The organism is Halomonas borealis (assembly GCF_004798905.1).
In the GTDB taxonomy this organism is placed as follows: Bacteria; Pseudomonadota; Gammaproteobacteria; order Pseudomonadales; family Halomonadaceae; genus Halomonas; species Halomonas borealis.
On record NZ_SDMO01000002.1, the window covers coordinates 195269 to 208964 of the forward strand.

The following is a 13696-nucleotide window of genomic DNA, read 5'->3' on the forward strand; positions in this document are numbered from 1 at the left end:
CTCTCGCTGCTCCGTCGAACGATCAGCCCCGAGCCCCGCTCGACGACGATGGCCCATGTATTCCAGGCTGCGCCTATAACCGATCTGCCCGTGATTGTATACTTGACGGCTCGTGAATTCATGGCCAACGGTGACCCGCCAATGACACAGTCGACACCAGACGTGACAACCTTCCAGGGCATGATCCTGACCCTGCAGCAGTACTGGGCCGAGCAGGGCTGCGTGGTTCTCCAGCCCCTGGATATGGAGGTCGGCGCCGGGACCTTTCACCCGGCCACCTTCCTGCGTTCCATCGGCCCCGAGACCTGGAATGCCGCCTATGTGCAGCCTTCTCGCCGCCCCACCGACGGCCGCTACGGCGAGAACCCCAACCGCCTGCAGCACTATTACCAGTTCCAGGTGGTGATGAAGCCCTCCCCCGCCGACCTCCAGGAACGCTTCCTCGGTTCACTCAAGCGTCTTGGCATCGACCCGCTGGTGCATGACATTCGCTTCGTCGAGGACAACTGGGAATCCCCGACCCTCGGCGCCTGGGGGCTGGGTTGGGAAGTCTGGCTCAACGGCATGGAGGTGACCCAGTTCACTTACTTCCAGCAGGCCGGCGGCCTGGAATGCTACCCGGTCACCGGCGAGCTGACCTACGGCATCGAGCGCATCGCCATGTACGTCCAGGATGTCGACAGCGTCTACGACCTGGTATGGACGGTCGCCCCGGACGGCACCCCCGTCACCTACGGCGATGTCTTCCTGCAGAACGAACGCGAGCAGTCGACCTACAACTTCGAGCACGCCGACGTGCCGGCGCTGTTCGCGGCCTTCGATCACCAGGAAGGCGAATGCACCAAGCTGATCACGGCCGGGCTGCCACTGCCCGCCTACGAGCAGGTGCTCAAGGCCTCCCACACCTTCAATATGCTCGATGCCCGTCACGCCATCTCGGTCACCGAACGCCAGCGCTACATCCTGCGCGTCCGCACCATGGCCCGTGACGTGGCCAACGCCTACTACGAATCGCGCAAGGCCGCCGGCTTCCCGCTGGCTCCCGAGGCCCTGCGCCGCGAACTGCTTGCCGAAGGAGACGCTTGAGATGGCAGCCGATACCTTTCTGGTCGAACTGGGCGTCGAGGAACTGCCGCCGGGCGCGATCGACAACCTCTCCGACGCCCTCGCCGCCGGCATCCGCCGTGGCCTCGAGGAAGCCGACATCCGGCATGGCGAGGTGACCGCCTACGCATCGCCGCGGCGCCTCGCCGTGCAGATCGCCGAGCTGGCCGACAAGCAGCCGGACCGCGACGTCGAACGCCGTGGCCCGGCGCTGGCCGCCGCCTTCAAGGACGGCGAACCGACCAAGGCCGCCGAGGGCTTCGCCCGCTCCTGTGGCGTCGGCGTCGATCAGCTGATCCACCTGGAGACCGACAAGGGCACCTGGCTCGGCTATCGTGAACAGCAGCCAGGCTCGGCCACTACCGCCCTGCTGCCCGGCATCGTCGAGAAGGCCATCGCCGGTCTGCCGGTACCCAAGAACATGCGTTGGGGCACTTCTCGGATCGAATTCTCGCGCCCGGCTCACTGGTTGGTGATGCTCTACGGCGACGCCGTCGTCGAGGCCAGCGCCCTGGGCCTGGAGGCCGGTCGCACCACCCGCGGCCACCGCTTCCACGCCCCCGAGCCCCTCGAACTGGCCCACGCCGACGACTACGTCCAGGCGCTGGAGCAGGCCTGGGTGCTGGCCGATCGCGACAAGCGCCGCGAGCGTATCCGCGAGCAGGTACTGGCCGAGGCCGAGGTCCAGGAGGCCCAGGCCGTGATCGACGAAGACCTGCTGGTCGAGGTCAGCGGTCTCGTCGAATGGCCGGTCGCACTGGCCGGCGGCTTCGACAAGCGTTTCCTCGAGGTGCCGGCCGAGTGCCTGATCTCCTCGATGAAGGCCAACCAGAAGTACTTCCACCTGCTGGATGGTGAGGGCCACCTCAAGCCGGGCTTCATCACCATCTCCAACATCGACAGCAGCGAGCCGGAACAGGTGATCCGTGGCAACGAGAAGGTGATTCACCCGCGCCTGGCCGATGCCGTCTTCTTCTACGAGACCGATCGCCAGCAGCCATTGGCCGCCCGCGTCGAGGGTCTCGCAAGCGTGGTCTTCCAGCAGAAGCTCGGCTCGCTGGGCGACAAGACGCACCGTAACGCCGCCATCGCCGCCTTCATCGCCGGGCATATCGACGGCGACGTACCCCAGGCGCGGCGCGCCGCGGAGCTGGCCAAATGCGATCTGGTCACCGAGATGGTGCTGGAGTTCCCCGAGCTGCAGGGCATCATGGGTCGCTACTACGCCACTCATGACGGCGAAGATGCCGAGGTTGCCCAGGCCCTGGAAGAGCAGTACCTGCCGCGCTTCGCCGGCGACGCCATCCCGCAGACCCGCGCCGGCCAGGCTCTGGCCCTGGCCGACCGCCTGGACACCCTGACCGGCATCTTCGGCATCGGTCAGCGCCCTACCGGCACCAAGGACCCGTTCGCCCTCCGCCGTGCCGCCATCGGCGTGCTCAACATCCTGATCCACGGCGAGTTGGACCTGGACCTGCGTGAGCTACTCGAACTGGCCGTCGCCCAGCATCAGGCACTGCCCTGCGCCGACGGCCTGGTCGACGAGGTACTGACCTACATGCTCGACCGCTTCCGCGCCTGGGCCCAGGACGAAGGCATCGGTGCCGAGGCCTACCTGGCCGTGCGCGCCCGTCCGGTCAGCAAGCCGCTGGACTTCGCCCGCCGCCTGCATGCGGTGAGCGCCTTCGCACGTCGCGAAGAGGCCGCTGCCCTGGCCGCCGCCGACAAGCGGGTTTCCAACATCCTCGCCAAGCAAGGCGGCGAGGTGTCCGCCGAGGTCGATGCCGGCCTGCTGCAAGAGGGTGCCGAGCAGGCCCTGGCCGAGGCCCTGAGCGGCTGCCGCGAGCAGGTGGCCCCGCTATTCGCCGAGGCCCGCTACAGCGATGCGCTGGATGTGTTGGCGACCCTGCGCGAGCCTGTCGACCGCTTCTTCGATGAGGTGATGGTGATGGCCGAGGACCCCGCGGTGAAACACAACCGCCTGGCCTTGTTGGCCAGCCTTCAGGCGCTGTTCCTCGAGGTCGCGGACATCGCCGAGCTCCAGCACTAAGCGAGGCGCGATACGATGAAAAGGGCCGGCGAGATGACTCGCCGGCCCTTTTTTGATGCACCGTTCCCTCGCCGATGTTTCACGTGGAACGCTTCGCCCATGGGCAAGATGTTCCACATGAAACATCCCTCTCGTCCAGTCGCCATGAAACACCACACCCTCAACCGCCTCACCGTCGCCTCGAGGCACCCGGCCAGGTAAGCGGCATGAAGCTATCGGACACGCTTACCACTCCCCTCTTCCTGAGCCTCGTGGATATCGCGGTCATATCAGGGGCGCTCGCCCATCCGACACCCAACGAGGTAGCACCACCCCGGAGCCTTCCATCGCGGGCTCGCCAAAAGAACCGGCAACACGCATCCCCTTCCCTGGCAGGCGCCTGAGTTTCTCCGACGCGGCCGCCAGGAGCCGCCAGTCATGCCTCAGAGTGCGCCGGTATCCCTCGACGGCTGCGGCACTCCGCTTGTCCGGCCCGATGTTTCACGTGGAACATCGGGCCGCGCGGTTAGGTGACGCCTCATCGCGAAAGGAAACGAGACACATATCGGAGACGACGCGTTGAGCACGATGCGCCGCCGCTTGGCATGCATTGTTCCACGTGAAACACTCTCGCCCTGATCCACCTTCCCCCGGAGCCTGCCATGCCGCTTGCCAGGAAACTCGTCATCCTCGATCGCGATGGCGTCATCAATCAGGATTCCGATGACTATGTGAAGAGCCTCGGGGAGTTCCAGCCCTACCCCCAGGCCATCGAGGCCATCGCCCGCCTGACGCGGGCCGGCTGGACCGTCGCCGTGGCGACGAACCAGTCGGGCATCGCTCGCGGCTACTACGACGAGGCCACCCTGGCGGCCATGCACCGGCGGCTCCACGATCTCGTCGACGCGGCGGGCGGCAGCATCGCCGACATCGTGCACTGCCCCCACGGCCCCGACGACGGATGCGACTGCCGCAAGCCATTGCCAGGGCTCCTCGAGCGGCTGGGCACCAGGCTCGAGATCGAAGACCTCACGGGAAGCTGGATGGTCGGCGACAGCCTGCGCGACCTCCAGGCCGGCGAGGCCGTGGGCTGCCACCCGGTCCTGGTGCGCACCGGCAAGGGGCAAAAGACCCGGGTCAAGCACCCCGAGCTCGCCGTCGACGGCAAGACTCGACTGTTCGACGATCTGGCCGCCTTCACCGATTGGCTGCTCGGCGAGTCGCCATAGCGGTCAACCGGCAGGCTGGAATGATCCCTACAAAAGAAACCCCCGAAGGTCACCGCCTTCGGGGGTTTCTTGTCGCTCGGCGCTAGAGATGTTTCACGTGAAACAGCGCCCCGAATCCGGTCACACGTCCAGGTTGGCCACCAGGGCATTCCGCTCGATGAAGTCACGCCGCGGTTCGACCTCGTCGCCCATCAGGGTGTTGAACATCATGTCGGCGGCCACGGCGTCCTCGATCGAGACACGCAGCATGCGACGAGTCTCGGGGTCCATGGTGGTCTCCCACAGCTGATCGGGGTTCATCTCGCCCAGGCCCTTATAGCGCTGGATGGAGAGGCCGCGCTGCGCCTCGTTCATCAGCCATTCCAGGGCATCGTAGAAGCTGCCGATGGGACGCTGACGCTCGCCGCGTGCCACGAAGGCGCCCTCTTCGATCAGGCCGTCCAGGGTCTCGCCGAGACCGGCGATGGCGCGATAGTCGGCGCTGGTGAAGAAGTCGACGCCCCAGACATAATCGCTGGTCACGCCGTGAGCGAGCAGCGTCACCGCCGGCAGGTAGAAGCCACGCTCGTTGTCTTCCTCCAGACGGAAGCTGTAGCGCGGCCCGCCCTCGTAGTCCACCAGGGCGTCCATCTCACGCTGTAGGTGATCGATCCAGCCCTGCATGGCGGCACGGTCACGCAGGCTCTCCTCTCCCTCGACACGGGTCGCGTGCACGATCTTGCGCAGCACCACGTCCGGGTAGACCCGCGACAGGCGTTCGATACGACGCATCACATCGCGATACTGATGCACCAGCGACTGCAGGTGCTCGCCACCGATGCCGGGGGCGTCGGCGTTCACATGGAGGCGCGCGCCGTCCAGGGCGGTGGTGGTCAGGTAATCGGTGAGCGCCTGCTCGTCCTTGAGGTAGCTCTCCTGCTTGCCACGCTTGATCTTGTAGAGCGGTGGCTGCGCGATGAACACGTGACCACGCTCGATCAGCTGCGACATCTGACGGAAGAAGAATGTCAGCAACAGGGTACGGATGTGGGAGCCGTCCACGTCCGCATCGGTCATGATGATGATCGAGTGGTAGCGCAGCTTGTCGGGGTTGAATTCCTCGCGGCCGATGCTACAGCCAAGCGCGGTGATCAGGGTGCCCACCTCGGCCGAGGAAAGCATCTTGTCGAAGCGCGCCTTCTCGACGTTGAGGATCTTGCCCTTGAGCGGCAGGATCGCCTGGGTACGCCGGTCACGCCCCTGCTTGGCGCTGCCGCCGGCCGAGTCACCCTCGACCAGGTAAAGCTCCGACAGGCTGGGGTCCTTCTCCTGGCAGTCCGCCAGCTTGCCGGGCAGGCCGGCGATGTCCAGAGCCCCCTTGCGGCGGGTCATGTCGCGGGCCTTGCGTGCCGCCTCGCGCGCCCGGGCCGCATCCAGCATCTTGTTGACGATGGACTTGGCCTCGTTAGGCTTCTCGACCAGGAACTCGGCGAACTGCCGGCCAACCTCCTGCTCCACGGCGGTCTTCACCTCGGAGGAGACCAGCTTGTCCTTGGTCTGGGAGGAGAATTTCGGGTCCGGCACCTTGACCGAGATGATCGCGGTCAGGCCCTCACGAGCGTCGTCGCCGGACGTGCTGATCTTGGCCTTCTTGAGCAGCCCTTCGGCCTCGATGTAGTGATTCAGCGTCCGGGTCAGGGAGGCCCGGAAACCCGCCAGGTGGGCGCCGCCATCCCGCTGGGGAATGTTGTTGGTGTAGCAGAAGATATTCTCGGCGAAGGTATCGTTCCACTGCATGGCCACCTCGACGCCGACGCCATCCTCGCGCTCGACATTGAAGTGGAATACCGGATTGAGCACCGTCTTGTTGGTGTTCAGATGGTCGACGAACGCCTGGAGGCCACCCTCGTAGTGGAACAGTTCTTCCTTGCCGGAGCGCTCATCCATCAGGCGAATGGCCACACCGGAGTTGAGGAAGGAAAGCTCACGCAACCGCTTGGCCAGCACATCGTAGTGGAACTCGATGTTGTGGAAGGTCTCGGGCGAGGGCCGGAAGTGCACCCGGCTACCGCTCTGCTCGGTCTTGCCGACCACCGAGAGCGGCGCGACCGGCACACCATGGCGATAGATCTGTTCGTGGACCTGTTCGTTGCGCCAGATGGTCAGCTTGAGCTCCTCGGAGAGGGCATTGACCACCGAGACCCCGACCCCGTGCAGGCCGCCGGAGACCTTATAGGAGTTGTCATCGAACTTGCCGCCGGCGTGCAGCACCGTCATGATCACCTCGGCCGCCGACACGTGCTCTTCCTCGTGCAGGTCGGTCGGAATCCCACGGCCGTTATCGCTGACGGTGATCGACTCATCCGGGTGGATCACCACCCGGATCTCGCTGCAATAGCCGGCCAGGGCCTCATCGATGGAGTTGTCCACCAGCTCGAACACCATGTGGTGCAGGCCCGTGCCATCGTCGGTGTCGCCGATGTACATGCCGGGCCGCTTGCGTACCGCATCCAGGCCCTTGAGGACCTTGATGCTCGATGAGTCGTAAGCCTGTTCGCTCATTGACTACTCCGTCATGAAGTCTGTCTGTCCGTTGGCAGCAGCTGCCCCTGCCCCGATTCGGTACGTTTCACGTGAAACATCGCTACCGGCGTCTGCGGGCTCCAAGCGCCGGCCAGAGCCTCCGGGTCGACACTGGTGATGAATGCCTGACAGCGCATGCGTTCCAGCCAGGCGCAGAAGACCCGGCGATGCGCGGCGTCCAGTTCGGCGGGAAGGTCGTCGATGAGATAGATGCAGGAGCGGCCCGTGGCCTGCTCCAGCAGTCGTCCCTGAGCCAGCTTAAGGGCGCTTACCACCAGCTTCTGCTGCCCCCTCGACAGCACCTCCACGGCCGCTCGGCGATCGAGGCGAATGCCCAGGTCGGCCCGCTGCGGCCCCTGCTGCGTGAAGCCCATCTGTCGATCGGTTTCCCGCCCCTGTTGCAGCACCTCGGCCAGGGAGCGCTTGCGGTCCCAGCCCCGCGAGTAACGCAGGTCCAGGCCCGGCAGCTCGATCAACCCGGCCAGGGTCTCGCTGAACACCGGCTGGAAGTCCGCCATCCAGTCACGGCGCAGGGTATCCAATCGCTCGCCCCACAGCACCAGCTCCTGTTCCCAGGCATCCAGTGAAGCATCGTGCATTCTACCATGTCTGAGCAGGGCATTCCGATGCTTGAGGGCGCGGCGATAGCGCCGCCAGGCGTCGAGGAAGCCGTGTTTCACGTGAAACACGCCCCAGTCGAGAAACTCCCGCCGGCCGGCGGGAGATCCCTCCAGCAATCGGAAGGCATCCGGGTTGATCAACTGCAGGGGGAGCGCCTCGACCAGACCGGACACTCGCTCCAGGCGCTCGCCACCCAGCCGTAGTTCGAGCTCCTCGGCGTCGCGACGACGGCGCACGCCGAGTGGCACGGGGGGCTCGCCCATCAGGCGACCATGCAGGGTCAGGCTCTCGGCGTCGTGGTCGATGGCATGACGCAGCCGACGGGTGCGGAAGGAACGCCCCATGCCCAATACGTGAATGCCTTCCAGCAGGCTGGTCTTGCCGCTGCCGTTGGCACCCACGAAGAGGTTGATACCCGGCCCGGGGGCGAACTCCAGGGCCTGCAGGTTACGCAGGCCCTGGAAGGTGAGACGATCGAGGGGCATGCCGGGCGGTCAGAGGCGCATGGGCATGACGACATAGAGGGCGTCGCCGCCGCCCGGCTCTTCCATCAGGGCGCTGCTGTTGGGGTCGCCCAGGGTCATCTGCACCCGCTCCTGATCGAGTACGTTGAGCACGTCCACCAGGTAGCCGACGTTGAAGCCGATCTCCATGGACGAGCCGGCGTATTCGATACCTACGTTCTCTTCGGCCTCTTCCTGCTCGGGGTTGTTGGCCATCACCCTAAGGTTGCCCTCCTCCAGGTTGAGGCGCACGCCACGATACTTCTCATTGGAGAGGATCGCGGTACGCGACAACACCTGGCGGAGCTCGGAACGCTCGGCGATGAACACCTTGTCGCCGTTACGCGGTACCACCCGCTCGAAATCGGGGAACTTGCCGTCCACCAGCTTGGAGGTGAAGGTGAAGTCGCCGGTGTGGGCGCGGATGTGATTCGCGCCGAGGGTCAGGCTGACCGGCTCCTCGCTGTCATCGAGCAGGCGTACCAGCTCGAGGATGCCCTTGCGCGGCACGATCAGCTTCTGCGACGGCTCCAGCTGAATCTCGGCCGGCCGCGAGCAGACCGCCAGGCGATGCCCGTCGGTGGATACGGCGCGCACCAGGTTGGTGGCGAATTCCAGCAACATGCCGTTGAGATAGTAGCGCACGTCCTGCTGCGCCATGGCGAAGGAGGTGGAATCGATGAGGTGCTTGAGGGTGCCACGCGGCAGGCTCAGCTCGACGCTGCTCTGGCCATCCTCGATGCTCGGGAACTCGGCGACCGGCAGGGTCGAGAGCGTGAAGCGCGAGCGACCGCTGCGCAACACCGCCCTGCCCTCCTCCAGGGACAGCTGAATCTCCGACTGATCGGGCAGCGACTTGCAGATGTCCATCAGCTTGCGTGCCGGCACGGTGATGCCACCCGGCTCCTCGACCTGACTCGCCACGGTTCGCCCGATCAGCTCGACCTCGAGGTCGGTGCCGGTCAGCGAGACCTGGTCCTGCTCGACCTGGATCAACACGTTCGACAGCACCGGCAGGGTCTGGCGGCGCTCCACCACGCCGGCGACCAGCGCCAGCGGGCGCAGCAGCGCTTCACGGGAGATGGAAAATTTCATGTCGACTCCACTTCTCTTGTCCTGGAGGAATTGGGGCCGGCGCCGCGCCCGGCCCTTCGCATTCGGGGAATCAGCTGGTCAGCAGACGCAGCAGATTCTTGTAGTCCTCGCGGATATCCGCGTTCTCTTCCTGAAGCGCCTGAACCTTGCGACAGGCATGTAGCACGGTGGTGTGATCGCGTCCGCCGAAGGCGTCACCGATCTCCGGTAGGCTGTGATTCGTCAGCTCCTTGGCCAGCGCCATGGCGACCTGACGCGGGCGCGCCACCGAGCGTGAACGTCGCTTGGAGAGCAGATCGGCCAGCTTGATCTTGTAGTACTCGGCCACGGTGCGCTGGATATTATCGACGCCGACCTGCTTGTCCTGGAGGGCCAGAAGGTCCTTGAGCGATTCGCGGATGAAATCCTGGGTGATCGGCTTACCCATGAAATGGGAGTCGGCGATGACCTTCTTGAGGGCGCCCTCCAGCTCACGGACGTTGGAGCGGATCTTCTGGGCGATGAAGAACGCCGCGTCATGGGGCAGATCGACCTTGGACTGGTCGGCCTTCTTCATCAGGATCGCCACGCGTGTCTCCAGCTCAGGCGGTTCGATGGCCACCGTCAGGCCCCAGCCGAAACGCGACTTGAGGCGCTCCTCGACGCCGCTGATCTCCTTCGGGTAGCGGTCCGAGGTCAGGATCATCTGCTGGCCACCCTCGAGCAAGGCGTTGAAGGTGTGGAAGAACTCCTCCTGGGAACGCTCCTTGCCGGCGAAGAACTGGATGTCATCGATCAGCAAGGCATCGACGCTACGGTAGAAGCGCTTGAAGTCGTTGATGGCATTGAGCTGCAGCGCCTTGACCATGTCGGCGACGAAGCGCTCGGAGTGCAGATAGACGACCCGTGCGTTTTCGCGCCGGCCGGCCAGCGCATTGCCGACGGCGTGCATCAGGTGGGTCTTACCCAGGCCGACACCACCGTATAGAAACAGCGGGTTATAGGCACCACCGGGATTCTCGGAGACCTGACGGGAGGCGGCCCGGGCCAGCTGGTTGGACTTGCCCTCGACGAACGTCTCGAAGGTGAAGTTGGGGTTCAGGCCACTGTTGTGCTTGAGGCTGCCCTCTACCTGTACCTGACGTTCGTTGACGGGGCGACGCGGCGCCTCGCCCTCGTCGCGCAGCTGATCGATCTCGCTCTCGTCGGCCACGTCACCGCGCGGCGGCGTCTGCACCGCAGGGGCGCGCGGCGCCGCGGAGACCGGATCACCCAACTCGCGGGTCTGTGGTGCCGGTGACACGGTGCGGCGACTGCCCACGGTGAGCACCACCTTCGGCGGCTTGGTCGGCGACAGCTCGCGCATGAGCTCGCTGATCCGCTTGGCGTACTTGTCGCTGACCCAGTCACGCACGAAACGGTTCGGCGCCAGCAGACACAGCTGGTTGACCTCCCCTTCCTCCGCCTGCAAGGGGCGAATCCAGGTGTTGAACTGCTGGGAACTCAGTTCGTCCTGCAGGGTATCCAGACATTGTTGCCAGAGAGCGAGCGACACGCGACCTCACCATTCGGTTGAAGAACGACCGGGCATTGTATCGTGCCATCGCCGGGTTATCCACATGGATGAGGGGCGTGAAAAACTCTGTGGACAACCTGCCTGGAGGTCGTAGGTATCCTGAGGAGTCTCTGGGCATGCCTCACGGGCTGTGGATAGTTCGCCCATCCATCCACCGCTCATCCACCTTCCTTGCACCCTGTTTCAAGCGTCCATCCACACGATTCTTACGCTCATAAGCGACTGTCATGGAAAAGAAGTGCTAGGTTATCCACAAAAACCCTCCCCACTAGTAATAACAGGGTGTAATAGAACCCCAATACTAGTAATAACAGTTGTAGGGATGTTGGCTCGCGAGATCGCCCCCAGCGAAAAATCGCAAGGAAAAATTGCGCCCAGGGCCCGATATCACTACAATTTCCGGTCCTGAGCCGAATCTACCCGGATTCCCCACCGGAAACCGGGAACCTCTGAATCGCCGATTTGTTCCAAAAACCACGTGGGAATAACGAGTTATGAAACGCACATTTCAACCCAGCGTTCTCAAGCGCAAGCGCGCGCATGGCTTCCGTGCTCGCATGGCCACCAAGAATGGTCGTGCCGTCCTGGCGCGTCGTCGCGCCAAGGGCCGCAAGCGCCTGAGCGCCTGAACCGCGGACATCACATGTCCAGTCAGGGCTTTCCCCGGCAGCTGCGTCTGCTGACTGCCGGGGATTATCGACGCGTCTTCGACAGCGCTGCCTTCAAGGTCCATGGCAAGGGATTGATGGTCCTGGCCTCCCCGAATGATCTGGGGCATCCCCGCCTCGGGCTGATCTTCAGCAAGAAGAACGTACGTCGGGCCGTCGACCGCAACCGCCTCAAGCGCCTCGCGCGCGACTCCATTCGCCTTCGCCAACATCGACTTCCCGCTGTGGATATCGTACTGCTCGCCAGACGCGGCGTTCACGAGCTGGACAACGCCACCGTCCACCGCCAGCTACACGGCATGTGGAAACGCCTGGCACGCGAAGCGGACAAGGCGGCGACGAGCGATGCACAAACGGCAGATCGCTCATGACGCGACCTGCCGGTCGCTGTTAGCACCGCCCGGAGCCTGCATGCGCGTGATCACGCCAGACGCCACCCCGCTTGACGTCGTCGTCCTCCCAAGGGACGCTCGGCGAGCTGACGCTAGCCTGCCCCTGGCAGGCTTTCGCGTATGTCGGGCCGGCGAACGGCATCGCGCCACCGGATTGTTCACCACCCATCGAGCAGACCCCTCATGGATGTAAAACGACTACTACTACTGATTCCCCTGGCGGTCCTCGCCTACCTGATCGTCGTGCAGTGGAATCAGGATTACGGTCAGGTGGCCACCGCCCCCCAGGCCCCGGCCATCTCGAGCGAGTCCCAGACGTCGACCTCCTCGGCCTCCGATGATGCCGACGGCGGAGACCTCTCGGTGCCGACCCAGAACCGGGCCCCCGACGGCATCGCCGACGAACAGGCCACGTCTGGCAACAGCCGGGATCTGGTCGCCGTTTCCACCGACGTGCTCGACGTGCGCATCGACCCGCAGGGCGGCGATATCGTCTACGCCGCCCTGCCTCAGCACCAGTATGCGCTCGATTCCGGCCAGCCCTTCGTGCTGCTCTCCAACGACCAGACACGCAGCTACATGGCCCGTTCAGGCCTCCAGCTGGAAGGCCATCAGGGACGCCTCACCTTCGCCAGCGAGCAGACCGAGTACCGGCTAGCCGAAGGCGAAGACGCGCTGCAGGTGGACCTCTCGGCCAAGGTCAGCGGCGTGGACGTCATCAAGCGCTTCACCTTCGATCGTGACAGCTATGCAGTGAGCGTCGACTACCTGCTGGACAACCAGGGCGAGACCCCGGTCACCGCGCGTTTCGTCGGCCAGCTGGTCCGCGATAGCAGCGACGATCCCTCGTCCGGCCCCAAGATGGGCATGCGCTCCTTCCTTGGCGCCGCCTACTCCACGCCGGAAGACAACTACCTGAAAGTTGATTTCGAGGATATCGGCGAAGGCAAGTTCGACAATCGCGACGCCGAAGGCGGCTGGGTCGCGATGATCCAGCATTACTTCACCTCCGCCTGGGCCCCGCCCCAGGACCAGCAGAACCTCTACTACGCGACCACCGACTCCCAGGGCCGCAACGTGGCCGCCTTCGCCGGCGCCACCGAGAACGTGGCAGCGGGCAGCGCCGCGACCCTGGGCGCCACGCTCTACATGGGCCCCAAGATCCAGGACCGCCTCGAGGCCGTGGCCCCGAACCTGGAGCTGACCGTCGATTTCGGCTGGCTGTGGTTCATCGCTAACCCGCTGTTCTGGCTGCTGGATCATATCCAGGACCTGATCGGCAACTGGGGCTGGTCGATCGTCATACTGACCCTGCTGGTCAAGACCGCCCTGCTGCCGCTCTCCGCCAAGGCCTACAAGTCGATGGCGCGGATGCGCAAGCTGGGCCCGGAGATGCAGCGGCTCAAGGAACAGTACGGCGATGATCGCCAGAAGATGTCCCAGGAGATGATGAAGTTCTACCAGAAGGAGAAGATCAATCCTCTGGGTGGCTGTCTGCCGATCCTCGTGCAGATGCCGGTGTTCATCGCGCTCTACTGGATGTTGCTCGAGTCCGTCGAGCTGCGCCACGCGCCCTTCATGTTCTGGATCCAGGACCTGTCGGTGAAGGACCCGTTCTTCGTGCTGCCGATCCTGATGGGGGCCTCGATGTTCGTCCAGCAGCTGCTCAACCCGACGCCGCCGGACCCCACTCAGGCGAAGATCATGAAGCTGCTGCCGATCGTCTTCACCTTCTTCTTCCTGTGGTTCCCGGCCGGTCTGGTGATCTACTGGGTGGTGAACAACATCACCTCGATCGCCCAGCAGTACTTCATCACGCGCAAGGTCGAGGCCGACCCCAACGTCGGCAAGGGCATGAAGACCAAGTAACGGCGCGCCCGTCACGGCGTCTTGCTTCCCGCTCCAGACCCCCGCCTCGGCGGGGGTCTGGCGTTTACG

General features: G+C 64.6%; 10 protein-coding genes. 6 read left to right on the forward strand and 4 right to left on the reverse strand.

Annotation, left to right across the window (positions count from 1 at the left end):
- Positions 1-141 precede the first annotated feature (141 nt).
- The 3 genes from glyQ (at position 142) to gmhB (ending at position 4362) form a co-directional block, all read left to right on the forward strand.
- Positions 142-1086 (forward strand): glycine--tRNA ligase subunit alpha, encoded by a 945-nt coding sequence (glyQ, locus tag ETC07_RS03895; protein ID WP_136247192.1) that lies wholly within the window; start codon positions 142-144, stop codon positions 1084-1086.
- A 1-nt stretch (position 1087) separates the two neighbouring features.
- Positions 1088-3154 carry a glycine--tRNA ligase subunit beta gene (gene glyS, locus ETC07_RS03900; RefSeq protein ID WP_136247193.1) on the forward strand — a complete coding sequence of 689 codons (2067 nt, stop codon included), beginning with the start codon at positions 1088-1090 and terminating at the stop codon, positions 3152-3154.
- Positions 3155-3795: 641 nt separating this feature from the next.
- Positions 3796-4362 (forward strand): D-glycero-beta-D-manno-heptose 1,7-bisphosphate 7-phosphatase, encoded by a 567-nt coding sequence (gene gmhB / locus ETC07_RS03905; RefSeq protein ID WP_136247194.1) that lies wholly within the window; start codon positions 3796-3798, stop codon positions 4360-4362.
- Positions 4363-4482: 120 nt separating this feature from the next.
- On the opposite strand, the gene gyrB is transcribed toward gmhB, so the two are convergent.
- The 4 genes from gyrB to dnaA all read right to left on the reverse strand — a co-directional run bounded on the left by gyrB (position 4483) and on the right by dnaA (position 10677).
- Positions 4483-6903: a DNA topoisomerase (ATP-hydrolyzing) subunit B gene (gyrB, locus tag ETC07_RS03910; protein ID WP_136247195.1), complete on the reverse strand. Its 2421-nt coding sequence runs from the start codon at positions 6901-6903 to the stop codon at positions 4483-4485.
- Positions 6904-6914: 11 nt separating this feature from the next.
- Positions 6915-8030, reverse strand: coding sequence for a DNA replication/repair protein RecF (gene recF, locus ETC07_RS03915; protein WP_136247196.1), 1116 nt, complete (start codon positions 8028-8030; stop codon positions 6915-6917).
- 9 nt (positions 8031-8039) lie between these two features.
- A complete protein-coding gene (gene dnaN / locus ETC07_RS03920) occupies positions 8040-9143 on the reverse strand; it encodes a DNA polymerase III subunit beta (RefSeq protein ID WP_136247197.1) in 1104 nt (367 codons plus the stop codon).
- A gap of 70 nt (positions 9144-9213) precedes the next feature.
- Positions 9214-10677 carry a chromosomal replication initiator protein DnaA gene (dnaA, locus tag ETC07_RS03925; protein WP_136247198.1) on the reverse strand — a complete coding sequence of 488 codons (1464 nt, stop codon included), beginning with the start codon at positions 10675-10677 and terminating at the stop codon, positions 9214-9216.
- 515 nt (positions 10678-11192) lie between these two features.
- On the opposite strand from dnaA, the gene rpmH reads away from it, so the two are divergent.
- The 3 genes from rpmH (at position 11193) to yidC (ending at position 13627) form a co-directional block, all read left to right on the forward strand.
- On the forward strand, positions 11193-11327 hold the full coding sequence (gene rpmH, locus ETC07_RS03930; protein ID WP_008959105.1) for a 50S ribosomal protein L34: 135 nt from the start codon (positions 11193-11195) through the stop codon (positions 11325-11327).
- A 14-nt stretch (positions 11328-11341) separates the two neighbouring features.
- Positions 11342-11737 (forward strand): ribonuclease P protein component, encoded by a 396-nt coding sequence (gene rnpA, locus ETC07_RS03935; RefSeq protein WP_136247199.1) that lies wholly within the window; start codon positions 11342-11344, stop codon positions 11735-11737.
- A gap of 204 nt (positions 11738-11941) precedes the next feature.
- Positions 11942-13627 carry a membrane protein insertase YidC gene (gene yidC / locus ETC07_RS03940; protein WP_136247200.1) on the forward strand — a complete coding sequence of 562 codons (1686 nt, stop codon included), beginning with the start codon at positions 11942-11944 and terminating at the stop codon, positions 13625-13627.
- The last annotated feature ends 69 nt before the right edge of the window (positions 13628-13696 follow it).